This window comes from Saccharopolyspora antimicrobica, assembly GCF_003635025.1.
Taxonomy (GTDB): Bacteria; Actinomycetota; Actinomycetes; order Mycobacteriales; family Pseudonocardiaceae; genus Saccharopolyspora; species Saccharopolyspora antimicrobica.
In genome coordinates this window covers 7,704,740-7,728,353 of the sequence record NZ_RBXX01000002.1, presented here as the reverse complement: position 1 = coordinate 7,728,353, position 23,614 = coordinate 7,704,740, and the positions used below count along the sequence as shown (strand labels likewise).

The following is a 23,614-nucleotide window of genomic DNA, read 5'->3' as shown; positions in this document are numbered from 1 at the left end:
CCGCGCTGTTCCACGCGCCTGACGCCCGGGGGTGGTGCGGTCGGTGCGGAGAACATAGGGTGGATTGCGCGCAAGTGATCGATATAAGCTGCAAACAATCAGCTTGCGACAAATGCGTGCAGTCGTGCCGGTCGTGCGGGAAGGTGGCTCATGGACGTCAGGACAGGTGTGCTCGGGTGCGGGCTCCGGGTGGGGATCGCCGATCACGCCCACCGGCCCGGCGAGGGATCGCGGATCGTCGCGGTGTCCGATCCGGACCCGGCGCGCGCCGCGGCCGCCGCGCAGCGCTACGACGGTGACGTCCGGGTGACGCACTCGCTCGACGAGCTGCTGGAGAGCGAGCTGGACGCGGTGTTCGTGGTCAGCCCCGACCACCTGCACGAGGAGCACGCGATCCGCTGCCTGGAAGCCGGCATCGCCGTCTACCTGGAGAAGCCGCTGGCGATCACCACCGAGGGCTGCGACCGCGTGCTGGCGGCGGCCGAGCGCACCGGCGGCAAGCTCTACGTCGGGCACAACATGCGGCACATGCCGGTGATCCGGACCATGCGCGACCTGATCACCTCGGGAGCGATCGGCGAGGTGAAATCGGTCTGGTGCCGCCACTTCGTCGGGCACGGCGGCGACTACTACTTCAAGGACTGGCACGCCGACCGCAGCAAGAGCACCAGCCTGCTGCTGCAGAAGGGCGCGCACGACATCGACGTCCTGCACTGGCTGGCGGGCGGCTACAGCAGGCGCGTCAACGCGCTCGGTGCGCTGACCGTCTACGGCGCGATCACCGACCGCAACGAGCACGAGGTCTACAAGACCGGCCACGACTGGGCCGAGTACCAGCAGAACTGGCCGCCGCTGAGCCAGACCGGCCTGAACCCGGTGGTCGACGTCGAGGACCTGAACCTGGTGAACCTGCAGCTGGACAACGGCGTGCTGGCCAGCTACCAGCAGTGCCACTACACGCCGGACTACTGGCGCAACTACACCGTCATCGGCACCGAGGGCCGGCTGGAGAACTTCGGCGACGGCGAGGGCGCGGTGGTCAAGGTGTGGAACCGCAGGCACCGCGGCTACGCGCCGGAGGCCGACCGGGTGGTGGAGGTCGAGCGCGCCAGCGGCGGGCACGGCGGCGCAGACCCGCGCATCGTGGCCGAGTTCCTGGAGTTCGTGAGCGCCGGGGTGCCGACCGTCACCTCGCCGATCGCGGCCCGGGAAGCGGTCGCCACCGGCTGCGCGGCAACGGAATCCCTGCGCAACGGCGGAGCACCGGTCGAGGTGGCCGCGCCGGAGGCCGCGCTGCTCGACTACTTCGAGAAGTCCAGCCGCTCCTGACGAAGTGCTGCGCCCGCCGGATCGGCGGGCGCAGCACCACCGGTCACACCAGGTCGTCGGTGTCGACGCCGAGGCCGGTCAGCAGTGCGCCGGCCAGGCCGTCGGGTTCGGCCAGCAGCTCGGCGAGCAGGACGTCGGTGCCCGCGGGAACGCCGTTCTCCTCGGCCCGCCACCGGGCCTTGGTCAGCACCTTCAAGAGCGCACCGTTCTCGGGAAATTCACCTGCGCGCGGGCGGTTCTCGGCCGCCGGGACCAGGTCGAGCGCGGCGCTGGCCGCCGCGTGCAGCGTGACTCCGCGGGTCCGGAGGCGCTCGGCGGCGGTGCTGCTCCCGGCCAGTTCCGGCGAGAACCGCTCCCCGGCGGCGGTGAGCTGCTCGTCCAGCGCGAGAACGGCGAGCAGCAGGTGCGCGGTCGTCACCTCGCCGTGCCCGAGCCGGATCGCCTGGCGGCGGGCTTCCGGCCGAAGCACCATGAACACCGGTGCGCCGTTGCCGAAGAGCTTGGCGACCAAGCGCACGGACAGCTGACCGCGTCGTCCGGTGAGCAGCCCCATCTTCCGGAGCGTTCGCGCGGTGTCGGTGCGGGGCGGCTCGCCCGGTTCCCGCGCGCTGGGGTGCACCTGCAGCCGGGCGAGGACGTCGCTGCGGTCCACCCGGCATTCGCGAAGTGCTTCGTGCGCCCGGTTCTGAGGGCTGTGCAGCAGGCCCATCAGCAGGTGCGCGGTGTTCGCCCGCGGAGTTCCGTGCTCGTCGGCGTAGAGCAGCGCTTGCCGGAGAGCCGCGCGCAACGCACCTGTCGGCGGCGGTACGTCGGAATCCTTCTGCCGCGCCGCCCATTCCGCTTCGCGCAGCAGGCCGGTCACCGCGAGATCGTGCACCGGCTCGGCATCTTCGTCGTGCACCCAGTGATCGCCGATGCCCTTGGCCCGGATCACGCCCATCATCGATCCGCTGGCGCGCACCGTGGGAGCGAGGACCTTGCCGGCGGCTGAATCGCCGTCGAGCAGCGCGGAGAGCACGTGCTCGGTTCCCACCGCGGGCTGCTCTCGCCGGATGGCTCCGCGGAAGGCCTCGGTCAGCGCTTCGGCGACCTCGCGGGAGACCTCGGTGCACGGCAACGTCGTTCGGGACATGTCATTCCTCCAGGAGTTCGTCGGATCAGCGGGTTGTGGCGGCCAGACCGAGCCGGCGGGCGCGCCGGTCGATCCACCAGGCGTAGAGCAGCGTCGTGACGGCGACGGGCAGGACGTCCCAGAGCGTGTAGCCGCCGCCGCTCTGGTCGAGGGCCGGGATGCCCTGGGTGGCTTCGAGCACGATGAGGACGACGTTGTTCACCACGTGCAGCGCGATCGCCGCCTCCAGCCCGCCGGTGCGGATGGTCAGCCAGCACATCGCCATCGCGAACAGGAACATCTCGCCGAGCACCCAGGGTTCGGTGTAGTCGTGCAGCCCGGCGAACACCACCGAGCTCAGGACGATGCCCGGCCACGGGGTCCGCGTCCAGGCCGCGAGGGTCTGCACGAGCCAGCCGCGGCACAGGTACTCCTCCGCGGCGGCCTGGAACGGCACCAGCGCCAGCGCCACCGCCAGCACCGTCAGGAAGGTGGGCCAGCCCGGCCACGCCGCGGCATCCCACGGCACGCCGCGGACGAGGTCGACGCCGATCGCCAGCCCGATGCCCAGCAGCGCCCAGCCCAGGCACTCCAGCAGCCACCGCCGGCGCAACCGGCCCGCCACGCTGGACACCGTGCCCAGCCGCCGCTTGCCCGCCCACCTGACGGTGAGGGCGATGGCGGGCAGCAGGATCGCGATGGCGGCGAACCCGAAGCCGAATTCCCAGAGCGGGTCGGCGAAGTTCTGGTCCGGGCCGATCCCGGCGCCGAAGGCCACCGCGAGCCCGGACGCGGCGCCGAAGAGCAGCAGCGAGAACGCCACCACCAGCACCGGCAGCAGCGCCAGCTCCACCAGCGGCCGCCACCACCGGTGCGCTGTGGTGCGCCCGAGCAGGTGGTGCGCAACGCCGTCCTCCGGCGCGGAGTTCCGGGTGGTGGCCGGTTCGCTCAACAAGTCGATCATCCTTCCGACGTGGTCGTCACATCAGAAGGTAGGGATCGATCACCTACCGGACATGTGCCGATCGGCCAAGCCCCGATGGCCGATCGGCCAGGAAATCCCGGCCGATCGGCCGGGGCGACCTGAGAAGGTGCGGCCGGTTGCGTGAACGGTGTTCTGCTGCCACATCTGTAGAAGCTTGCGCCGCGCCGTCTGGAGGTGGGTGGAGGTGCCGATTTCGCGAGAAGCGGCCCCTGCTCGCCGAGAAGATGCGCACCGACATCGACTCCCGCAGGGCACCGGGTGCCGATGGCTAGGTCGGGGCCACCGCCCGATCGACCCTTTGTGGCGAAGGTGACCGGTTCTCACCGCTATGGCAGCGGACCCAGCGCACCCACGGACACGAAACAAGAGCGGCTGGCTCTCGCAGTGCGGGTGACGGGACGTTCTGCGACGTCCCGAGCTTTGCCGGGTGGTTGTCTCCTCGCCGTGCCGTGAGGAACTCGCTCAGGGGCTGGTCTTCCGCTTGGCCTGGCTTCGGGAGATGGCCTTGATGAGTGGCGGCAGATACGTCGTCGCCAGCTCGTCCGGGGCCAGGCGGTCCGGCTCGACGAGGCTTTGTGCCAGGGCGCCTTCATGCAGGGCGGTGATGAACCGGGCCAGTGAGTCCAGGTCGACGGTGACTCTTCGGTCCAGGCGGTCGAAGAGCGTGCCGAGCAGTCGCACGATCTCGTCGCGCAGGCGGCGGTCGTGCTCGGCCAGGGCGCGTGCCGACTCGGGGTTGCGGATGGCGTGGAGCGTGAACTCCGTCGACAGCAGATACCAGCGACGTTCGCTGTCGTCGACCGCGCTGGTGCGCGCGATCAGCGTGCTAAGCGGGTCCGGCGCGTCCCGCATCTCGTCGATCGCCCGGGTGAGCCGATCGATGACACGTTGGGCGTGCAAGTCGAACAACGCGAAGAACAGGTCTTCCTTCGTGCGGTAGTTGTAGTAGAACGCTCCGCGGGTGAGGTCGGCGCGATCGCAGATCTCCTCGATGGAGGCGCCGTAGAAGCCGCGGTCGGCGAACGTCTCGAGCGCCGCATCGAGCAGGCGCTCGGTGGTCTTCGGCCGGCGTTTGGTCTGTCCCTTCGGCAACGCATTCCTCCGCGGGCATTGACATCCTGACGTGACGCCGTTCACCATACAGCACCGTATGACATACACATCTGTATGAAATACGGACCTGTATGAGGACTGGATGCGTCCTCTTTCTGTAGATCCCCAAGGAGACTCCTGATGGAGACGACCACTTCCGAAGTGCACATCGGGCTCGGGCCGGTCCCGCCCGGATTCCAGGCCGTGCTTCCGCCGGTCTTCGACTCGGTGGCGAAGGAGAGACTGCACCGCAAGCAGGAACTGGCCGCCGCCTTTCGGCTGTTCGGCAAGCTCGGCTTCTCGGAAGGGGTGGCCGGGCACATCACGGCTCGTGACCCGGAGAACCCCGAGTGGTTCTGGGTCAATCCCTTCGGGATGAGCTTCACCCAGATCAAGGTCTCCGACCTGATCCTGGTCGATCACGCCGGCAACGTGGTGGAGGGTCGCCTGCCGGTGAACCGCGCGGCGTTCTGCATCCACTCTGAAGTGCACAAGGCACGTCCGGACGCTGTCGCGGCGGCTCACGCGCATTCCTTGCACGGCAAGGCGTTCTCCACCTTGCGACGGCACCTGTCTCCGATCACCCAGGACGCCTGCGCGTTCTTCGAAGACCACGGCTTGTACGAGGACTTCCGCGGCGTGGTCAACGACACGGAGGAGGGCAGGCGGATCGGTGTCGCGCTCGGCGATCACAAAGCGGTCGTGCTGGCCAACCACGGCCTGCTGACGGTCGGCCAGACCGTGGCGGAGGCCGCCTGGTGGTTCATCACCATGGAGCGTTCCTGCCAGGCGCAGCTGCTGGCCATGGCGGCCGGTCATCCGCACGAGATCGACCGCGAGACAGCGCTGCAGGTGCGCGAGCAGATCGGCAGCCCGCTGTCCGGGTGGTTCCAGTTCCGGCCGATGTGGGATCGGATCATCGAGGAGCAGCCGGACCTGTTCGACTGACCGGTTCGGGGAGGACGACATGATCCCGGCTGACAGATCCGAACGAGCGACCAACCCGGACGAGGCACCCGTCGCCAGGGGTGTCGCACTGGCCAAGCGGAAGCTGATCCCGGTGCTGGTCCTGATGTACGTCATCTCGTACGTGGACCGGCTGAACCTGAGTTACGCCGAACCCTCGATCTCGCGCACTCTCGAGCTGAGCGCGACCGCGTTCGGCGTCGCGGCCGGAGCTTTCTTCCTCGGTTACGCGATCCTGGAGGTGCCGAGCAACCTCATCCTCTACCGGGTCGGAGCCCGCAAGTGGCTCGCGCGGATCATGATCACCTGGGGTGCGGTGAGCATGCTCTCCGCGCTGTCCTGGGACGCCACCTCGCTGATCGTCTTCCGCGTGCTGCTCGGCATCGCCGAGGCGGGTTTCGTGCCCGGCGTCCTGTTCCTGGTCACCCGGTGGTTCCCCGAACGCGATCGGGGACGGGCCACCGCGCTGCTGTTCTCGGCTCCGCTGATCGCCGGGATGCTGGGCGGACCGCTGGCCGGGGTTCTGCTGAGCCTCGACGGCCTGGCCGGCCTGCACGGCTGGCAGTGGCTGTTCCTGGTCGAAGGGTTTCCCGCTGTCCTCATCGGACTGTGGGTCATCCGCAAGCTGCCCAACCACCCCGGTGAAGCCAAGTGGCTCGACGACGACGCGGCGCAGGCCCTGCAGGCAACCGTCGATGCCGAAGGGGCGGTCGTTCAGGGCCGCGAGAAGATCTCCCTGGGAAAAGCCCTGCTGGACCACCGCGTTCTGCTGCTGGCGGCGATCTTCGTCTGCTACAACCTGGTGACCAACGGGGTGACCTTCTGGCTGGCGGCGATCGTCGGACAGATCGGACACCTCAGCGCGGCCCTGTCCAGCGCGCTCATCACGTTCCCCATCCTGGTCGCGGCCATCGGCCTGCTCGTCTTCGGCCGCCTCGCAGGCCGCACCAAGCGAAGCCGCGGGTTGTTGCTCATCGGTCTGCTCATCGGAATCGTCGGGCTCACCGCTGCGGCGGTGCTCCCGCCCGAGCTCTCCCTGGTGGCGGTCGCAGCAGCTTCCTTCGGAGCGAGTGGCTTGCTGCCGGTGTTCTGGGAGCTGCCCGCGCGGCTGCTCACCGGCCAGGCCGCGGCAGGCGGAATCGCGCTGATCAACAGCATCGGGCAGCTCGGCGGCCTGGTCGGCCCGACGATTGTCGGGGCGGTCAAGGAGAGCACCGGATCACTCGGTCCGGCTTTCCTGATGCTGGCCGGAGTTCTCGCCTTCGCCGCACTGCTGACGCTGTTCGTGCGACTCCAGAGCAGCGGTTCCGAACCAGTATCCGCAGTTCGAACGGAGACCTCATGACTGCCCTGTTCGCTGGTCTGGACGACCACCTCCCGGCGCTGCACGAGTTGTACCGGGACCTGCACGCCAACCCGGAGCTGTCGTTCCAGGAGGTGCGCACCGCTGGGATCGTCGCCTCGCGACTGCGGGAGCAAGGCTGGGAGGTCACCGAGAAAGTCGGCGGCACCGGTGTGGTCGGTGTGCTGACCTCCGGCGAGGGGCCGGTGGTGCTGCTGCGGGCCGACATGGACGCGCTTCCGGTGCTGGAGGAGACCGGCCTTCCCTATGCCTCCACCCGGATTGCGGTGGACGCCGAGGACAACGAGGTTCCGGTGATGCACGCCTGCGGTCACGACATGCACGTCACGTGTCTGCTGGGCGCCACCGCGCTGCTGGCGCGGAACCGGGATGCCTGGCGGGGCACGGTGGTGGCGGTCTTCCAGCCCGCGGAGGAAGTCGGCGGTGCTCCGGCGATGATCGAGGATGGGTTCGCGGAGCGGTTCCCGCGTCCGGACGTGTGCCTGGGACAGCACGTCAGCCCGGTTCCCGTGGGAACTGTCGGAACCCGGTCCGGCCCGGTGATGGCCGCGGCCGACACCCTGCGGGTCCGGCTGTTCGGCCGGGGCGGACACGGGTCCAGGCCGGAGGCGACCGTGGACCCGGTGGTGCTGGCGGCCGCGATCGTGACGCGCTTGCAGACGGTGGTGGCCCGGGAAGTCGCCGCAGGTCAGCAGGCTGTGGTGACGGTGGGGGCGATCCACGCCGGGACCAAGGCGAACATCATCCCGTCCACCGCTGACCTGCACATCAGCGTCCGCACCGAGACCGCTGCCGTCCGGGAGCAGGTGCTGGCGGCCGTGCGGCGGATCATCCGCGGCGAAGCCATCGCGGCCGGAGCCGACCGGGATCCCGAGGTGACGGTCACCGAGAGCTTTCCGGTGACCGTCAACGACGCGGCGGAGACCGGGACGGTGCTCCGCGCGTTCACCGAAACCTTCGGCGAGGAGCTGGTGTTCAGGCTGCCGCAGGCCGTCACCGGCAGCGAAGACTTCGGTGTGTTCGGCGCTGAGCTCGGCGCACCGTCGGTGTACTGGTTCTTCGGCGGTACTGACCACGCCGCGTTCGGCGACATCGACCGGGAGGCGTTGCTGGACAACGGCATTCCGCCGCACATCCCGAGCAACCACTCACCGCTGTTCACACCGGTTCCCGATCCGGCCGTCGGGCTGGGGGTGCGCTACCTGCTCACCGCGGCCGCACCGTGGCTGACCGTCCAGCAGGGACATTCCGATGTCTCGGAAGGGAGTTGAGATCGTGCCCGACTCAGCAGAGCGGATCTTCACCGGCGGCCCGGTGCTCACCATGGACGACGCGGCTCCGGAAGCCGAAGCCCTCGCCGTCCGGGGCGGCGAGATCATCGCCGTTGGGCGAGCAGCTGACGTCCTGGCGTTGCGCGGTCCCAGCACGCAGGTGGTCGATCTCGACGGGCGGGCGCTGCTGCCCGGCTTCATCGAGGCCCACGGACATCCCTCGACGATGGCCCTGACCCTCGCCCCACCCGCGATCGACGTCCGCCCGTTCACCGTGCCCACCGGAGCCGAGGTCTACGAGCGGATCAGAGCGACCGTGGCTGCCGCCCCGGGAAAGCCGGTGGGGGCCTACGGGATCGACCTGCTGCTGCAACGAGATCTGGCCTTGCCGACCCGTCAGCGGCTCGACGAGCTGTGCCCCGACGCTCCGCTCGTGGTGGTCTCCAACAGCGGCCACGCCGCCTACGGCAACACCGCCGCCCTGCGCGCGGCGGGAATCACGGCCGACACCCTCGACCCGCCGGGCGCCCGGTTCGTCCGCGACGCCGCCGGAGAGCCCACCGGCGAGGTTCGGGAGACCGCCGCCCTCCTGGCTCTCTTCGAGGCGCTCGGGGACTTCCGCGACGACGCGCAGGTGTCCGCAGCGCTGGACTGGGCATTCGCCGAGCATGCCCGGGTGGGGATCACCACGGCGACCGACATGGCAACGGATCCCCGGACCGTTCCGGCGTTGCGCGACGCCGCCGAGAGCCCCGGTGCCGTGTTGCGGATCCGCTCGTACCTCATCGGCACCCCCGAGCTGGCCGCGGAACCGGAACGACGCTTCCCCGGTCATGCTCCCGCCAGCGAGATGTTCGGCATCTCCGGCATGAAGCTGTGGGCCGATGGCACGCCGTGGCAGGGCAGCGTCGCCACCAGCTTCCCGTTCAAGGACAACGACGCGACCCTCCGCATCGGCATGGACCACTGCGCGCACGGTCCCATGAACTACAGCCCGGACCAACTCGCCGACCTGGTCGCCGCTTTCGCAGGGCAGGGCTTCCCGCTCGCCTGTCACGTTCACGGGGACGTCACCGTCGAAGCCGTCCTCGACGCGTACGCCAAAGCCGGAGCCGGTGATCCGGAGATGCTTCGGGCGATGCGACCGCGGTTGGAGCACTGCGGAGCCGTCACCGCGGACCAGTACCGCCGTGCTGCCGACATGGGCGCCACCGTCAGCCTCTTCATGGACCACATCCGCTGGTGGGGTGACGTCCTGGCGGACGACCTCTTCGGCCCCGAGGTGGCTGATCGCTGGATGTCCGCGCGGTCGGCCTGGGACGCAGGGCACCGCGTGTCCCTGCACAACGACGGTGTCTGCTCGCCCACAGATCCGCTGTCCAGCGTTGCCACCGCGATCACCCGCCGATCGCACCCCAGCGGTCGCATCCACGGAACATACCAGTGCCTCACCATCGACGAAGCGCTGCGCGCGGTGACGGCCAACCCTGCGTGGCAGCTGCACTTGGAGGACGAGATCGGCATGCTGCGCATGGGAATGCGCGCCGACCTCGTGGTCCTCTCCCGCGACCCGCGCACCGTCCCCGCCGAGCACTTCCGCGAAGCGGTCGCCGTCTCGGCCACCTACCTCAGCGGGCAGCGGACCTGGCCGCGCTAAACCTCTCCTGGTGTCCGCGGTCCGATCGGAGGCGTCGCCGACGCACCACCGGTGCCTGAAACATCCCCCAGAAAGGCCTTTCCATGAGCCAGTCGTTCGGCTCCTACCAGAACGAGATCTACCTCGACGGCCTTGCCGGGATCCTGCCCCGGTTCCCGATGGTCCACACCGAGCTGGAGGCCAAGGCGCAGGCGGCGCTCCCGCCGTCGGTGTGGTCGTACGTCGCCGGAGGTGCTGGCGATGAGCACACGCAGCGAGCCAACATCACCGCATTCCAACGTTGGGGTCTCATCCCCCGGATGTTCGTCGGTGCCGCGCAGCGCGATCTGTCCGTCGACCTGTTCGGGATGACCCTGCCGGGGCCGTTGTTCATGTCGCCGGTGGGAGTGCTCGGCATCTGCGCCCAGGACGGGCACGGTGACCTCGCGGCCGCACGCGCCGCCGAGCACACGGGCATCCCGATGGTCGCCTCGACACTGTCCGCCGATCCGATGGAGGAGGTGGCAGCGGAGTTCGGTGCGACACCGGGCTTCTTCCAGCTGTACACACCCACTGATCGGGACCTGGCCGAGAGCCTCGTGCATCGAGCCGAGCGTGCCGGCTTCAAAGCCATCGTGGTCACGCTCGACACCTGGATCACTGGGTGGCGGCCACGAGATCTGGCGACGAGCAACTTCCCGCAGCTGCGTGGGCACTGCCTGGCCAACTACACCAGCGACCCGGTCTTCCGGGCACGCATGGTCCGCGCGCCGGAGGAAGACCCGCAGGCCGCGGCCCTGCTGTGGACGCAGATCTTCGGCAATCCGCTGACCTGGGCCGATTTGCCATGGCTGCGGTCGCTCACCGGACTCCCGCTGATCGTCAAGGGGCTCTGCCACCCCGACGACGTACGGCGTGCCAAGGATCTGGGCGTGGACGGCATCTACTGCTCCACGCACGGAGGTCGCCAGGCCAACGGTGGATTGCCCGCCCTCGATGCCCTGCCGGCCGTCGTCGAGGCTGCGGACGGGTTGCCGGTGCTCTTCGATTCCGGTGTCCGCAGCGGCGCCGACATCATCAAGGCGATCGCGCTGGGCGCCACCGCCGTCGGTGTCGGTCGGCCCGTGGCCTACGGCCTCGCCCTTGGTGGCACCGACGGAGTCGTTCACGTCCTTCGCTCGCTCCTGGCCGAGGCCGACCTCATCATGGCCGTTGACGGCTACCCGTCCCTCGACGACCTCACGCCCGACGCGCTCCAGCGCGTCACGTGACCGTGCGGAGTGGTGCCGCTGGCCGGGAATAGGTGACCAGCCGGTTGAACAGGGGGCAATTCGTCCCGTTGTGCGCCGCGGTCCGCGAAAGCCTGTTCAGGGATTGGAGGATTAGTCGAAAACCGTTTCACTCGGAATGGGCAATCTGTTCTTCGATATCGAATTCGATGCCCTCCGCTTCGTCAGCCTCCTGTTGCGCGCCTGCATCGGGCTCGATTGGAGCAGGGGGCGGTGAACGTGGAATGTACCTGAAGCACTGAGAAAATCTGGTGCTGCAGGCCTTCGCGCATGCCCTGTCAGAAGTTCGCCGGACTCCGTCGACCGCCGTGAACTGGATCACCATCTCGTTGTTGCTCGAACCGTTGACCGAGGGCCTCGGATTGAAGCAGGATGCAATTTGCACTTGAGCTCGGATTCAGTTTCTCTGGTTCGCTTTGAAATTCCAGTGATCGCTCAGATTTCCAGCGTGAGGAGCAGCTTCGTGCCCGAAGCCGTGATCGTGTCCACTGCCCGTTCTCCCATCGGACGTGCGGTGAAGGGTTCGCTGAGGGACCTGCGCCCCGACGACCTCGCTGCCCGGATGGTCGAGGACCGCGGGCAATTGCTGCCCGCTCAACGACGGCGCCGCGGCGCTCGTGATCATGTCCGGTGCGAAGGCCCGGGAACTCGGTGTCACGCCGCTCGCCCGGGTGGTGTCGACGGCTGTGACCGCGCTGTCGCCCGAGATCATGGGGCTCGGTCCGGTGGAGGCGTCCGAACAGGCGCTCGCCCGTGCCGGCATGACCATCGATGACGTCGATCTCGTCGAGATCAACGAGGCGTTCGCGGCGCAGGTCATCCCGTCCGCGCGTGAGCTCGGCGTCGACTTCGACAAGCTCAACGTCAACGGTGGCGCCATCGCGGTGGGGCACCCGTTCGGGATGACGGGCGCCCGGATCACTTCCACGCTGATCAACTCGCTGCAGTTCCACGACAAGCAGATCGGCCTGGAAACGATGTGCGTGGGTGGCGGCCAGGGGATGGCGATGGTGCTGGAGCGGCTGTCATGAGCCGGCGGCGCGGCGGGAGATCCCCGATGCCGCAAGCGATTCGGCTCCGGCATGGCCGCGGGGTTTCCTTCGGTTCGTGCGAAGTTTCTGATCAGGACAGCAGGTGGTGAGTGAGATGAAGGCGTGGCAGGTCGCCGAGCTCGGGGAGCCCCGCGACGTGATGGAACTCGTCGAGGTGCCCGAGCCCGAGCCGGGCCCGGGACAGGTCTCGGTGCGAGTTCTCGGAGCAGCAGCCAACTTTCCCGACGTGCTGATGTGCCGCGGGCACTACCAGACGCGTCCTACGCTGCCCTTCACACCTGGTGTGGAACTCTGCGGCGAGGTAGTCGCGGTCGGGCCCGAGGTGGACGGCATCGCCGTCGGCCAACGAGTGCTCGGCGGGTCCGTGCTTCCGCACGGCGGGTTCGCCGAAGTGGCGCTGATGGACGCCGCAACCACCTTCGCCGCGCCGGAATCGCTCGACGACGCCCAGGCCGCGTCCCTGTTCATCGCCTACCAGACAGGTTGGTTCGGCCTGCACCGGAGGGCCGCTCTGCAGGAGGGGGAGACCCTGCTCGTGCACGCTGCGGCCGGTGGTGTCGGCAGTGCGGCGATCCAGTTGGGCAAGGCCGCGGGGGCACGCGTGATCGGAGTGGTCGGCGGGGCGGAGAAGGCCGAGTACGCTCGCAGTCTCGGCGCCGACGTGGTCGTGGACCGGCACCGGGAAAACTTCATCGAGGTGGTCAAGGCCGAGACCGGGGGCCAGGGGGTCGATGTCGTGTACGACCCGGTCGGCGGCGAGACCTATCAGCGATCCACCAAGTGCATCGCCTTCGAAGGACGAATCGTGGTCGTCGGCTTCGCCGGAGGCGAGATCCAGCGCGCGGCTCTCAACCATGCGCTGGTCAAGAACTATTCGATCGCGGGACTGCACTGGGGTCTCTACAACACCCACGACCCGGCCTCGGTCGAGCAGTGCCATCGCGAGCTGGTCGCGCTGGCGAACCAGGGCATCGTGCGCCCGCTGGTGAGCGAGAAGCTCGCCTTGGACACCGTTGCCGAGGGCGTCCAGCGACTCGCCGATGGCGTTACCGTAGGCCGGGTGGTGTACATCGCGTGAGCCGACCAGCGGCTCGGTGCGCTCGTCGACGGGATCGCCGTAGCCGAGGTTGCAACTGCGCGGGATTGCTCCGACGTAGGGCGAGGTCCTCTAGGGGTATGCCGCGCAAGCTCGCGTCATCTCATCATCTCGGACTTCCGTCGTTCACATTGGCCGGGAACCTCGGAGGAATCCACTACCGCCACCTCCATGGCCAGACCGTGGGCTCGGGCTTCGAGCAGGTCGGCGAGACCGTGACGCCCGTTCTCGAGGCCGGCCTCGAATCTCTCGAGGAGCATTCCTGATGGAACACGACAACTCCCTGCGCGCCGACCTGGGTCGGCGGGTCGAGGCGGTCCTCGCCGGGCACGACCTCGTCACCGGCGATCCGGTGGAGTTCCACCGTGCCCGGTTCGATGCCGGGTTGGCGTGGGTGAACTTCCCCGAAGGCTTGGGTGGGCTCGGCTTGCCGCGTGAGCTCCAACTGTTCGTCGACGAGCTCTTCGACGCCGCTGGTGCACCGGACAACAGATCGCAGACCAATGGCATCGGGTTGGGGATGGTCGCACCGACGATCCTCGCCTACGGAACCGCGGAGCAGAAGCAGCGATTTCTACGTCCGCTTTGGACAGGTGAGGAGATCTGGTGCCAGCTCTTCAGCGAGCCGGGCGCGGGATCCGACCTCGCAGCACTGGGAACCCGCGCGGTCCGTGACGGTGACGACTGGGTGGTGAACGGGCAGAAAGTGTGGACTTCCGGTGCTCACTTCGCCAGGTTCGCGATCCTCTTGGCCCGCACGGCGCCCAGCCTCCCGAAGCACCAGGGGATCACCTACTTCATCTGCGACATGACCGATCCCGGGGTCGAGGTGCGACCGCTGCGCCAGATCACCGGCGAGGCGGAGTTCAACGAGGTCTTCCTCACCGATGTCCGCATTCCCGACAGCTACCGCCTCGGCGCGGAGGGCGAGGGCTGGCGGGTGGCGAACACGACGCTGAACAACGAGCGAGTCTCCATAGGCGGACAGCCGATCCCGCGCGAAGGTGGTGTCCTCGGCCCGGTGGCGCGCACCTGGCGGGAGCACCCCGACAAGCGCACACCCGAGCTGCACGACCGGCTGATGCGGCTTTACGTCGAGGCCGAGGTCTCCCGGTACACCGCGGGCCGGCTGCGTCAGAAGGTCGCGGCGGGGCAGCCGGGCCCCGAGGGGTCGGTGCTGAAGATCAGCTTCGCGCGGCTCAACCAGGCGCTGAGCGGACTGGAGCTGGAGCTGCTCGGCGAGGACGGTCTGCGCTACGAGGACTGGACCATGGTGCGCCCCGACAAGGTCGACTTCGCCGGACGCGACGCCGGCTACCGATACCTCCGCGCGAAGGGGAATTCCATCGAAGGAGGCACCTCGGAAATCCTGCGCAACATCGTGGCCGAACGCGTGCTTGGGCTTCCGGTCGAGGCACGTGGTGACAAGGACATCCCCTGGAAGGACCTCGAGCGATGAGCGACGACATCAACCTCCTCGAAACCGACGTGGAGGTCTCCCTGCGGAGCACGCTGCGCGACCTGCTCGCGGATCACTGCGACCCCACATCGGTGATGCGCGCCTACGAGGGCGACCACGCGTTGACACCGGTCCTGTGGAAGGCCGTCGCGTCTGATCTCGGGCTCGCCGGGCTGCTCGTGCCGGAGAGCCGCGGTGGGGTCGGCGCGTCCGCCCGCGAGGCTGCCGTCGTGCTGAACGAGCTGGGCCGGTCCGTCGCGCCGGTGCCGTTCCTCTCCAGCGCTGTCGAGGCCACCACCGTGCTGCTGGCAGGCGGTTCCGGTCTCGTGGAGGAGCTGGCTTCGGGCGATCGCACGGCAGCGCTCCTGGTGCCCTTCTCCGCGGCTGCGGACTCACCCCTCCCGGCGATCGACGTGGATTCGGCGGGGCGCCTGACGGGACGCGTCACCAGCGTCGCCGGGGCGCTCGAAGCCGACTTCCTGCTGGCGGCAGTGGGAACGCCCGTCGGCACCGAGGTGTACGCCGTCCGGGCGAATGCGGCCACTGTGACGCCGTTCGTGTCCCTCGACATGACGCGCCCGCTCGCCGACGTGGTGCTTGACGGGGCCGTCGGCGAGCTGGTCGTGGGAGCGGACGCAGGTGCCGGTGCGGTCCGCCGGGCGCTGGCGACGAGCGCGGCGCTGCTGCCGTCCGAGCAGGCGGGTGTGGCGGCCTGGTGTTCGGAGACGACGGTCGAGTACCTCAAGATCCGGCGCCAGTTCGGCCGAGCGGTCGGTGGGTTCCAGGCGTTGAAGCACCGGCTCGCCGACCTCTTCGCCGAGGTGGAGTCCGCCTCGGCCGCGGCCTGGTACGCAGCCGGCGCTTTGGCTTCGGGCGCCGAGGACGCGGCGATCGCGGCTGAGGTGGCGTCGTCGTACTGCGGCGATGCGGCAGTCCACGCTGCTGAGGAGGCGGTGCAGCTGCACGGCGGTATCGGGATGACCTGGGAACATCCGGTGCACCTCTACCTCAAGCGGGCGAAGGCGGACCAGATCGGTCGGGGCCTTCCAGCGCACCACCGCGGGGTGCTCGCCGGGCTGGTCGACCTGCCGTCGTGAGCACGACGACCCATTGCTGAGCCATATCGACTGACGATCGCTGCGATCGCCTGATTTTGGAGGGACATGCCCAGCGTCGCTGGATCACTGTGGGAGCACGCTGCAGCAAGGCCGGATGCGGTGGCGATCAGGGCAGGTGCGGACGCGTGGAGCTATGCGCGGCTGCGCAACGCTTCCGCCGCCTTCGGCGGGGAGTTGCGGGCGCACGGAGTGCGGGCGGGAGACCGGGTGCTGCTGGTGGCGCCCACCGTCCCCGAGTTCGTGGTCGTCTACCTCGGCGCCCAGCTGATCGGAGCTGTGGTCATCACGATGAACACCATGGCCACCACGCCCGAGATCGACTACGTCGTCGGGGACTCCGGCACGCGCCTCCTGGTCGCCTGGCACGAGGCGCGGGAGCCCGCGCAACGCGTGGCCGACGAACGCGCCCTGCATCTGCGAGTGCTCGGACCGGGAGCTGTGGCGGAGGAAGGCGAGCCCGTGCACAACCCGGCGGACCTGGACCGCCAGAGCACGGCGGTCCTGCTGTACACCTCCGGGACCACCGGCCGCCCCAAGGGCGTCGAGCTCACCGTGGCCAACATCGTCGACACAGCACGGACTTTCGTCGAACAGCTGCACCTCACGTCCGACGATCGCTGCGGAACCGGCTTGCCGCTGTTCCACGTGTTCGGCCAGGCGGCCTGCCTCAACTCCGCGCTGCAGGCCGGTTGCTCGATTTCGCTGCTCGCGCCCTTCGAACCGGTGGCCATGCTTGAGATGATCCGGCGCGACCGGCTCACCATGGTCGCTGGTGTGCCGACGATGTGGAACGCGATGCTGCACGTCGCCGGCGATTTCGGTCCGGATGACTTCGCCGACCTGCGGATGGCGTCGTCCGGTGGCGCGTCCCTGCCCGGCGAGGTGCTCAGCGCGTTCTCGGAACGGTTCGGCTGCACCATCCTCGAAGGCTACGGACTGACCGAATCCACTGCCGCCGCGACGAGCAACACCGCGGAACAGCAGCGCATCGGATCGGTGGGCAGGCCACTTCCCGCCAGCGCGGTGGAGATCCGCGACCCCGAGGGGGCTGTGCTCCCGGCAGGTGAGGTGGGGGAGGTGCACCTCCGCGGGCCGAGTGTGATGAAGGGGTACTGGAACCGCCCAGAGGAGACGGCCGCCGACCTCGTGGACGGCTGGTTGAAGACCGGTGATCTCGGCCGGCTCGAGGACGGCTACCTCTACATCGTCGACCGCGCCAAGGAGCTCATCATCCGCGGTGGCTACAACGTCTACCCGCGCGAGGTCGAGGAGGTGCTCTACCAGCACCCGGACATCGTCGAGGTGGCCGTCATCGGCGTGCCCGACGAGAGGTACGGCGAGGAGGTCGCTGCCGTCATCACCGCACGCCCCGGTGCGGAAGTCACCCCCGAGGAGCTCCGCGTCTGGGCGAAGGAGAAGCTGTCCGCGTACAAGGTCCCGCACCTGATCCGATTCGTCGACGCCCTGCCCAAAGGTCCTACCGGCAAGATCCAGAAACGCGCCCTGGACTGGGAGGGGCTGACCAATGCGAGCTGCTCGGCGCAGCAGCGCTTCCCGGTCTCGTGACTGTTCCACGGGGTGTCCGGTGGTGGGGTTCGGGTGGAACGCGACCGAGAGTACCGACGCTGAGTGACCGAGAAGGCAGGCTCTCGCAGTTCGGGTCACGGGCGGCGACCTGAGTCACGGCCGACCTGGGCCGGCTGCCATGTTCTCGTTCCCGGGGATCCGGCACGCCGATCGATCCGACGCAGTGCCTCGGCGTACGGGATTCCTTCGGCCCTCGCGAGTCCCTGCAGACCTGGTCGGCTCGGTCGGTGTTTCCGGTTCTAGGATTGCCGGGTGATCCGCGTGCTCATTGCCGATGACGAGAACCTCATGCGAGCGGGCATCCGGCTCATCCTCGCCAACGCGCCGGACGTGGAAGTGGTGGCCGAGGTGGGGGACGGCGGCGCTGCTGTCCGGGCCTGCCGGGAGCAGGTCGTCGACGTGGCTCTGCTGGACATCCAGATGCCGGGCGGCGACGGGCTCGGTGCGGTCGAGGACATCGCCCGCGAATCCCCGCACACCAACGTCGTCATGCTCACCGCCTTCGGCGAGGACGGCCACGTGGCGCGGGCGTTGCGCGCGGGGGCGAAGGGATTCCTGCTGAAGGACACCGGGCCGAGCGAGCTGATCCGGGCCGTGCGACTCGCGGCCGAGGGCGAATCCATCCTGGCACCGCAGATCACCCGCCGGCTCATCGAGCGCCACCTGCGCTCGGGCACCGACCGGACCTCGGTGGCGCGGCGCAAGACCGACCAGCTCTCCGACGCCGAGCGAGACGTGCTGCGCCTGGTCGGTTTCGGGCTGTCGAACGCCGAGATCGCGCGAGACCTCTACATCAGCGCGGGCACGGTGAAGGCGCATTTGAGCCGCGTGCTCACCAAGCTCGATTGCGCGAACCGGGTTCAGGCCGCGATCCTGGCCCACGACGCCGGTCTGCTCGCGGACCGGCCGTGATCAGCTGATCATCAGCGCGACGATCAACATCGCCAGCCCGGTGATCACCGGCAGGGCCGCCAGCAGACCGAGGCAACCGGCCCCGAGCACGCGGGGCCACGTGAGCGCCTCCGCGGCGAGCGGCTCCGGTGGCAGCTGACCGGGCAGGACCGAAGGCTCAGGCCGGTCGGTGCCTGCCGGGTGGGTGGGAATCGCCGCCGCGACGAGGAAACCGCCTTCGGGAGTCGGTCCACTGTGGAAGATCCCGTCGAGCAGCGCGATCCGCTCGTCGAGCCCCACCAGCCCGCTCCGGGTGCCGGGAAGCCGCCGCCCACCGGCCTGCGCAGGACCGTTGACCACGCGGACGTGCACGCGATCGGTCTCCACGCCGATCTCCACGCCGGTGCGCGCGGACGAGGCGTGCTTGTGGACGTTGGTCAGGCCCTCGCGCACCACGCGGTGCACCGCGCGGCGGGTGCGCGGGTCCGCGCTGTCGAGATCCGCGCCGGTCCACCGCAGGTCGACGTCGATGCCCGCCGCCCTGGATTCCGCGACGAGGTCCTCGACGTCGGGTCGGGTCCCGATGCGGTCGTCGGGGCCGAGATCGGACTCCTCGGCCCCGCGCAGGACGCCCAGGATCTCGCGGAGCTCGGACAGCGCGCTGCTGGCAGTGGTGCGCAGGAGTTCGGCCTGACCGCTCAGCTCGGGCGCGTTCTCGGCGGCGCTGAGTTCGAGAGCACCGGCGTGGATCGAGATCAGGCTCAACCGGTGCCCGAGCATGTCGTGCATCTCGCCGGCGATGTGCCCGCGTTCCTCCACGCGCGCCTTGGCCGCGGTGAGCAGCTGCGCCCGCTCCAGGTACTCGTTGCGCTCCTGGAGCAGGCGAACCCGTGGCCGGCGGTGCCCGAGGATCGCCCCGACGGCGGCGGGCAGCACCAGCAGGAGCATCGCGCTCACCGCATACGCGGCGACCACTTCGCCGAACCCGCCGGCGCTGCTCAGGTCGAAAGCGAGCATGAGCGCGAAGTCCGCGACGGCGGTGGCCAGCACGGCGAGCCAGAGCCGACGAGCGGGTGCGATGTGGCGAGCGGCCGCGAAGGTGATGACGGGAAGGACGGCCGCGGCCCAGAAGTTGGGTCCGGCGAACACCGGTGCCGTGGCCAGCAACGTCGCGACCGGCCACCGCCAGCAGGCCGGAACCAGCAACGCCGTCCAGCACGCGAGCGCGATCACCCAGCCGATGTGCCCGGTGGGCAGGAGGAGAACCGGAACCGGGACGAGCCCGACGGCGAGCACCAGCGAGGCGAGCACGGCATCGCGAACGAGCAACCGCCGAGGTGTCGCGCGAACCTGTTCCACAGCGCCGGAAACCGCGCTGCCCAGCCGTTCGGCGAGCGGGGACAACGCGACCAACTTGCTCACCTCCGGCTGCCGACCGGTCCAGCACCGATCACGCGCGAGTCTAAGTGCCGCGAAACCGGTACCGGCGCGGCGGAACCCGGCGCTGCGCGTGGCGGTGCCGGGTTCCCCGGTCAGAGCCTCGCCGCGGTATCGGCTGTTGCGACTTCGGGGGCGAAGTGGCAGTGGGAGGTGTGGCCTCCGCCCAGGTCGTGGGCTGCCGGGGCCTGCTGGGCGCATTCCGGGCGGGCCATCCAGCAACGGGTGTGGAACGGGCAGCCGGGCGGTGGTGCGATCGGTGAGGGCGGGTCTCCTTCGAGGACGATGCGCTCCTGCTCCGGTTCGTCGTCGAAGCCGGGGCGCGGGATCGCGGAGAGCAGGGCCCGGGTGTACGGGTGCGACGGGCTGTCGTAGACCGCGTCGCAGTCGCCCTCCTCGACGACCCGGCCCAGGTACATCGTCGCGATGCGGTCGCAGAAGTGCCGCACCACGTCCAGGTCGTGCGCGATGAACACCACCGTCAGCGACAGCTCGCGCTGCAGCTCGGCGAGCAGGTTGAGGACCTGCGCGCGCACCGAGACGTCGAGCGCCGAGACCGGCTCGTCGCAGATCAGCACCTCCGGGTTCAGCGCGATGCCGCGGGCGATGCCGATGCGCTGGCGCTGGCCGCCGGAGAACTCGTGCGGGTACCGGTCGAGGTGGTCCGGGCGCAGGCCGACCTGTTCGAGGAGCTGCTCCAGTCGCGGCCGCAGGCCCGATCCGGGCACCGCGTCGCGGTGGATCCGGAACGGTTCGGCCAGGATCGAGCCGACCGTCTTGCGCGGGTTGAGCGAGGCGTAGGGATCCTGGAAGACCATCTGGATGTTGCGCCGCATCCGGGACCGCTCGGCGCCTTTCGCGCCGTGGACGTCGATGCCGCGGTAGCGGACCTGCCCGCTGGTGGGCTTCTCCAGCGCGGTGAGCAGCCGGGTCAGCGTGGACTTGCCGCAACCGGACTCGCCGACGATGCCCAGCGCCTCGCCCTTGCGCAGCCGCAGGCTCACGCCGTCGACGGCTTTGACGGTGTCGGTCGCGAGGCCGAACCGCCCGCCGCCGCGCTTGCGGTAGTGCTTGGTGACGTCCTGCACTTCGAGGATGTTCTGCTCGGTCACGACGAGACCTCCGCCCAGTAGTGGCACCGGGTCTGCCTGCCGTCGTCGAGCAGCAGCAGCTCCGGTTCGACCGTCTCGCACTGCTCGCGCGCGATGGCGCAGCGCGGGTGGAAGCGGCAGCCCGCGGGCCGGTCGGTGAGGCTCGGCGGCAGCCCGCCGATCGCGGGCAGCGGACCGCCGCGGTGCGAGCGCCGCGGGATCGAGTCGACCAGGCCCTGGCTGTACGGGTGGACCGGCGCGGTGAACAGCTCGCGGATCGGCCCGTGCTCCACGACGCGCCCGGAGTACATCACCAGTGCGCGGTCGGCCATCCGGGAGGCGACGCCGAGGTCGTGGGTGATCAGCACCAGCGCCAGCCCGCGCTCGGCCTGCTGCTCGGCGAGCAGGTCGAGGATCTGGGCCTGCACGGTGACGTCGAGCGCGGTGGTGGGCTCGTCGGCGATCACCACCTCCGGGTCCAGCGCCAGCGCCATCGCGATCATGATGCGCTGGCGCATCCCGCCGGAGAACTGGTGCGGGTAGTCGCCGGCGCGGCTGGCCGCCGCGGGGATCCGCACCCGCTCCATCATCTCCACCGCCTGCCGCCAGGCCTGCCGCCGCGTCGCGCCGCGGTGCAGCCGGTACAGCTCGCCGATCTGCTTGGCCACCGGCTGCACCGGGTTCAGCGCGGTGAGCGCGTCCTGGAAGACCAGCGAGACGCGCGAGCCGGTCGCCGCGCGGCGCTGCCGGTCCGGCATCGCCAGCAGGTCCTGGCCGCCGAGCTCGACGGTGCCGCCGACGATCTCGGCGGGCGGGGTGTCGAGGATTCCCATGATCGCCTGCGCGGTGACGCTCTTGCCCGAGCCCGATTCCCCGAGCACGGCGAGGGTTTCGCCGGCGCCGACGGAGAAGCTGACGTCCTGGACGGCGTGCAGCCGGCCGGCGGCGGTGTGGAAGTCGACGCTGAGGCCGCGCACGTCGAGGACCGCGGCCCCCTCCGGCGCGGAGCGCGCCTTGGCGTTCACGATTTCTTTCCCTTCGGGTCGAGGCTCTCCCGCAGGCTGTCGCCGAGGACCACGAACGCCAGCACGGCGCCGGTCAGGAACAGGGCGGGGTAGATCAGCAGGTGCGGGCTGGCCTGCCACTGCGCCTGCGCGGTGGACAGCTGCAGGCCCCACGAGATCGCGGGCGGCTGGAGCCCGATGCCGAGGAAGGTCAGCGCCGCCTCGGCGGCGATGATGCCGCCGATCTCCAGGGTTTTCAGCACGATCAGCGAAGTCAGCGCGTTCGGCGCGATGTGCGTGCCCATGATGCGCAGGTGGCTGCCACCGAGCACGCGCGCGGCCTGCACGTACTCCAGGTTGCGGATCTTGAGCACCGAGCCGCGCATGTAGCGCATGCCGCCGGGCCAGCTGAAGACGATCAGCACCAGGCTCACCGTCCAGACCGTGCGCTCCTCGAAGAGGTTGAGCACCACGATCGCGGCGATGATCATCGGCAGCCCGAACACCACGTCGGCGACGCGCGAGACCACGCCGTCGACGACGCCGCCGAAGTAGCCGGCCAGCGCGCCGAGCACCGCGGCGATCGCGAAGGTCGCGACCGTGACGATCAGGCCGATCGCGATCGACGGGCGGGCGCCGTGCACCACGTTGGCGAAGTAGTCGCAGCCCTGCATGTCGAAGCCGAACGGGTGGCCCGGCGCCGGGCCCGCGCCGCTGAGCCGCAGCTCGCAGTGCATCGGATCGGCGGAGGTGAACAGGCTCGGCCACACCGCCATCAGCACGTAACCGGCGGCGATCAGCGCCGCCACCACGAACAGCGGTGCGCGCAGCGGTTTCGGCAGCCGCCCGACGAGGGTGAACCGCCTGCGGGGCGCGGCGGGGGCGGGGGAGAGATCGGTTCGGTCAGCCATTGCGCACCCTCGGGTCGATGATTCCGTAGCTGATGTCCACCAGCAGGTTGACCAGCAGGTAGATCAGGATGATGAAGGTCGCCACGCCGACCACGATGGTGCCCTGCTGGGTCTGCACCGCCTGCACCAGCAGGCCGCCGATGCCGGGCAGGTTGAACACGCTCTCGACGATCACGGCGCCGCCGAGCATCGCCGCGAGGCTGAGCCCGAGGTAGGTGACCACCGGGATCATCGAGTTGCGCAGCGCATGCCCCCACATCACGCGGCCCGGTGAGGCGCCCTTGGCCCGCGCCGTCCGGATGAACTCCGAGCTCAGCGTGTCGACCAGGCTCGACCGGGTCAGCCGGGCCAGCGGTGCGGCGGCCTCCAGCGCCACCACCAGCGCCGGGAGGACGAAGCTCATCGGCCAGCCCTCGGCGATGCCCGCGATCGGGAACCACTCCAGCTTCAAGCCGAACGCCAGCTGCGCCATGAAGGCGATCACGAACCCGGGCAGCGCCACGAACAGCACGGTGAACGCCAGCGTCAGGTGGTCACCGGCGCGGCCGCGGTGCAGCGCGCCGAAGATGCCGACCGCGAGGCCGATCACCAGCTTGAGCACCCAGGCGGTCAGCGCCAGCTGCAGCGTGGTGGGCCACCGCTCGGCGATCATGTCCAGCACCGGGCGGTCGAAGAAGTCGGTGCCGAAGTCGCCCTGCAGCAGCCCGCCCATGTAGAGCAGGTACTGGGTGATCAGCGGTTCGTCCAGGTGGTACCGCTCGCGCAGCGCCTCCACGGTGGAGGGTGGCAGCGGTCGGTCGCCCGCCAGCGAGGCGATCGGGTCCCCGGGCATCGCGTAGACCAGCGCGAAGATCAGGAACGTCACGCCGAAGAGCACCGGCAGCATCGCCGCGATGCGGCGGATCAGGTATCCGAGCATGGTCGCG

20 protein-coding genes and 1 pseudogene are annotated in these 23,614 nt (G+C 69.5%); 13 read left to right on the top strand and 8 right to left on the bottom strand.

Annotation, left to right across the window (positions count from 1 at the left end; genetic code table 11):
• The first annotated feature begins 150 nt into the window (after positions 1-150).
• The gene (locus ATL45_RS36430; protein WP_093154550.1) at positions 151-1,329 is read left to right on the top strand and encodes a Gfo/Idh/MocA family protein; all 1,179 of its coding nucleotides are present in this window, start codon (positions 151-153) and stop codon (positions 1,327-1,329) included.
• A gap of 43 nt (positions 1,330-1,372) precedes the next feature.
• On the opposite strand, the gene ATL45_RS36425 is transcribed toward ATL45_RS36430, so the two are convergent.
• From ATL45_RS36425 to ATL45_RS36415, 3 genes are all read right to left on the bottom strand, one after another.
• Positions 1,373-2,461 (bottom strand): Clp protease N-terminal domain-containing protein, encoded by a 1,089-nt coding sequence (locus tag ATL45_RS36425; protein ID WP_093154552.1) that lies wholly within the window; start codon positions 2,459-2,461, stop codon positions 1,373-1,375.
• Between the two features lie 25 nt (positions 2,462-2,486).
• The gene (locus tag ATL45_RS36420; RefSeq protein WP_093154555.1) at positions 2,487-3,404 is read right to left on the bottom strand and encodes a CPBP family intramembrane glutamic endopeptidase; all 918 of its coding nucleotides are present in this window, start codon (positions 3,402-3,404) and stop codon (positions 2,487-2,489) included.
• 483 nt (positions 3,405-3,887) lie between these two features.
• A complete protein-coding gene (locus ATL45_RS36415; protein WP_093154557.1) occupies positions 3,888-4,517 on the bottom strand; it encodes a TetR/AcrR family transcriptional regulator in 630 nt (209 codons plus the stop codon).
• A 141-nt stretch (positions 4,518-4,658) separates the two neighbouring features.
• On the opposite strand from ATL45_RS36415, the gene ATL45_RS36410 reads away from it, so the two are divergent.
• The 12 genes and pseudogenes from ATL45_RS36410 to ATL45_RS36360 all read left to right on the top strand — a co-directional run bounded on the left by ATL45_RS36410 (position 4,659) and on the right by ATL45_RS36360 (position 18,266).
• Positions 4,659-5,465 carry a class II aldolase/adducin family protein gene (locus tag ATL45_RS36410; protein WP_093154560.1) on the top strand — a complete coding sequence of 269 codons (807 nt, stop codon included), beginning with the start codon at positions 4,659-4,661 and terminating at the stop codon, positions 5,463-5,465.
• 19 nt (positions 5,466-5,484) lie between these two features.
• On the top strand, positions 5,485-6,828 hold the full coding sequence (locus tag ATL45_RS36405; RefSeq protein ID WP_093154563.1) for an MFS transporter: 1,344 nt from the start codon (positions 5,485-5,487) through the stop codon (positions 6,826-6,828).
• The gene (locus tag ATL45_RS36400) at positions 6,825-8,117 is read left to right on the top strand and encodes an amidohydrolase (RefSeq protein ID WP_093154565.1); all 1,293 of its coding nucleotides are present in this window, start codon (positions 6,825-6,827) and stop codon (positions 8,115-8,117) included. The genes ATL45_RS36405 and ATL45_RS36400 overlap by 4 nt, the downstream gene beginning before the upstream one ends.
• Positions 8,118-8,121: 4 nt before the next feature.
• A complete protein-coding gene (locus tag ATL45_RS36395; protein ID WP_170210450.1) occupies positions 8,122-9,774 on the top strand; it encodes an amidohydrolase in 1,653 nt (550 codons plus the stop codon).
• A gap of 83 nt (positions 9,775-9,857) precedes the next feature.
• Entirely contained in the window at positions 9,858-11,024 is a 1,167-nt protein-coding gene (locus ATL45_RS36390) for an alpha-hydroxy-acid oxidizing protein (protein WP_093154571.1), read from the top strand.
• A gap of 576 nt (positions 11,025-11,600) precedes the next feature.
• Positions 11,601-12,073 (top strand): annotated as a pseudogene (locus tag ATL45_RS36385) (acetyl-CoA C-acetyltransferase); the annotation flags it as partial.
• 160 nt (positions 12,074-12,233) lie between these two features.
• Positions 12,234-13,172: an NADPH:quinone oxidoreductase family protein gene (locus tag ATL45_RS36380; protein ID WP_246025746.1), complete on the top strand. Its 939-nt coding sequence runs from the start codon at positions 12,234-12,236 to the stop codon at positions 13,170-13,172.
• Between the two features lie 98 nt (positions 13,173-13,270).
• A complete protein-coding gene (locus ATL45_RS38620; RefSeq protein ID WP_143121678.1) occupies positions 13,271-13,456 on the top strand; it encodes a hypothetical protein in 186 nt (61 codons plus the stop codon).
• A complete protein-coding gene (locus ATL45_RS36375; protein ID WP_093154576.1) occupies positions 13,456-14,649 on the top strand; it encodes an acyl-CoA dehydrogenase family protein in 1,194 nt (397 codons plus the stop codon). The genes ATL45_RS38620 and ATL45_RS36375 overlap by 1 nt, the downstream gene beginning before the upstream one ends.
• Positions 14,646-15,746, top strand: a complete 1,101-nt coding sequence (locus ATL45_RS36370) for an acyl-CoA dehydrogenase family protein (RefSeq protein WP_093154578.1) — start codon at positions 14,646-14,648, stop codon at positions 15,744-15,746. Before ATL45_RS36375 ends, ATL45_RS36370 begins: the two co-directional genes overlap by 4 nt.
• A 66-nt stretch (positions 15,747-15,812) precedes the next feature.
• Positions 15,813-17,333 carry a class I adenylate-forming enzyme family protein gene (locus ATL45_RS36365; protein ID WP_093154581.1) on the top strand — a complete coding sequence of 507 codons (1,521 nt, stop codon included), beginning with the start codon at positions 15,813-15,815 and terminating at the stop codon, positions 17,331-17,333.
• 273 nt (positions 17,334-17,606) lie between these two features.
• Positions 17,607-18,266, top strand: a complete 660-nt coding sequence (locus ATL45_RS36360) for a response regulator (RefSeq protein WP_093154583.1) — start codon at positions 17,607-17,609, stop codon at positions 18,264-18,266.
• Here the strand turns inward: ATL45_RS36360 and ATL45_RS39200 are convergent, their stop codons facing one another.
• The 5 genes from ATL45_RS39200 to ATL45_RS36330 all read right to left on the bottom strand — a co-directional run bounded on the left by ATL45_RS39200 (position 18,267) and on the right by ATL45_RS36330 (position 23,607).
• Positions 18,267-19,667, bottom strand: a complete 1,401-nt coding sequence (locus ATL45_RS39200; protein ID WP_170210449.1) for a sensor histidine kinase — start codon at positions 19,665-19,667, stop codon at positions 18,267-18,269. It abuts the gene before it with no gap.
• Positions 19,668-19,777: 110 nt separating this feature from the next.
• Complete coding sequence (locus tag ATL45_RS36345; RefSeq protein ID WP_093154589.1) at positions 19,778-20,794, bottom strand: ABC transporter ATP-binding protein; 1,017 nt, start codon at positions 20,792-20,794, stop codon at positions 19,778-19,780.
• Positions 20,791-21,801 (bottom strand): ABC transporter ATP-binding protein, encoded by a 1,011-nt coding sequence (locus tag ATL45_RS36340; protein ID WP_177242005.1) that lies wholly within the window; start codon positions 21,799-21,801, stop codon positions 20,791-20,793. Before ATL45_RS36340 ends, ATL45_RS36345 begins: the two co-directional genes overlap by 4 nt.
• Complete coding sequence (locus ATL45_RS36335) at positions 21,795-22,688, bottom strand: ABC transporter permease (protein WP_093154594.1); 894 nt, start codon at positions 22,686-22,688, stop codon at positions 21,795-21,797. The genes ATL45_RS36340 and ATL45_RS36335 overlap by 7 nt, the downstream gene beginning before the upstream one ends.
• A complete protein-coding gene (locus tag ATL45_RS36330) occupies positions 22,681-23,607 on the bottom strand; it encodes an ABC transporter permease (protein ID WP_093154596.1) in 927 nt (308 codons plus the stop codon). The genes ATL45_RS36335 and ATL45_RS36330 overlap by 8 nt, the downstream gene beginning before the upstream one ends.
• Positions 23,608-23,614 lie beyond the last annotated feature (7 nt).

What these genes read in the sequence shown, in the direction of transcription:
- ATL45_RS36430 (WP_093154550.1), top strand. Translation starts at nt 151, where the DNA reads ATGGACGTCAGGACAGGTGTGCTCGGGTGCGGGCTCCGGGTGGGGATC.
- ATL45_RS36425 (WP_093154552.1), bottom strand. Translation starts at nt 2,461, where the DNA reads ATGTCCCGAACGACGTTGCCGTGCACCGAGGTCTCCCGCGAGGTCGCC.
- ATL45_RS36420 (WP_093154555.1), bottom strand. Translation starts at nt 3,404, where the DNA reads ATGATCGACTTGTTGAGCGAACCGGCCACCACCCGGAACTCCGCGCCG.
- ATL45_RS36410 (WP_093154560.1), top strand. Translation starts at nt 4,659, where the DNA reads ATGGAGACGACCACTTCCGAAGTGCACATCGGGCTCGGGCCGGTCCCG.
- ATL45_RS36405 (WP_093154563.1), top strand. Translation starts at nt 5,485, where the DNA reads ATGATCCCGGCTGACAGATCCGAACGAGCGACCAACCCGGACGAGGCA.
- ATL45_RS36400 (WP_093154565.1), top strand. Translation starts at nt 6,825, where the DNA reads ATGACTGCCCTGTTCGCTGGTCTGGACGACCACCTCCCGGCGCTGCAC.
- ATL45_RS36390 (WP_093154571.1), top strand. Translation starts at nt 9,858, where the DNA reads ATGAGCCAGTCGTTCGGCTCCTACCAGAACGAGATCTACCTCGACGGC.
- ATL45_RS36380 (WP_246025746.1), top strand. Translation starts at nt 12,234, where the DNA reads ATGGAACTCGTCGAGGTGCCCGAGCCCGAGCCGGGCCCGGGACAGGTC.
- ATL45_RS38620 (WP_143121678.1), top strand. Translation starts at nt 13,271, where the DNA reads ATGCCGCGCAAGCTCGCGTCATCTCATCATCTCGGACTTCCGTCGTTC.
- ATL45_RS36375 (WP_093154576.1), top strand. Translation starts at nt 13,456, where the DNA reads ATGGAACACGACAACTCCCTGCGCGCCGACCTGGGTCGGCGGGTCGAG.
- ATL45_RS36370 (WP_093154578.1), top strand. Translation starts at nt 14,646, where the DNA reads ATGAGCGACGACATCAACCTCCTCGAAACCGACGTGGAGGTCTCCCTG.
- ATL45_RS36365 (WP_093154581.1), top strand. Translation starts at nt 15,813, where the DNA reads ATGCCCAGCGTCGCTGGATCACTGTGGGAGCACGCTGCAGCAAGGCCG.
- ATL45_RS36335 (WP_093154594.1), bottom strand. Translation starts at nt 22,688, where the DNA reads ATGGCTGACCGAACCGATCTCTCCCCCGCCCCCGCCGCGCCCCGCAGG.
- ATL45_RS36330 (WP_093154596.1), bottom strand. Translation starts at nt 23,607, where the DNA reads ATGCTCGGATACCTGATCCGCCGCATCGCGGCGATGCTGCCGGTGCTC.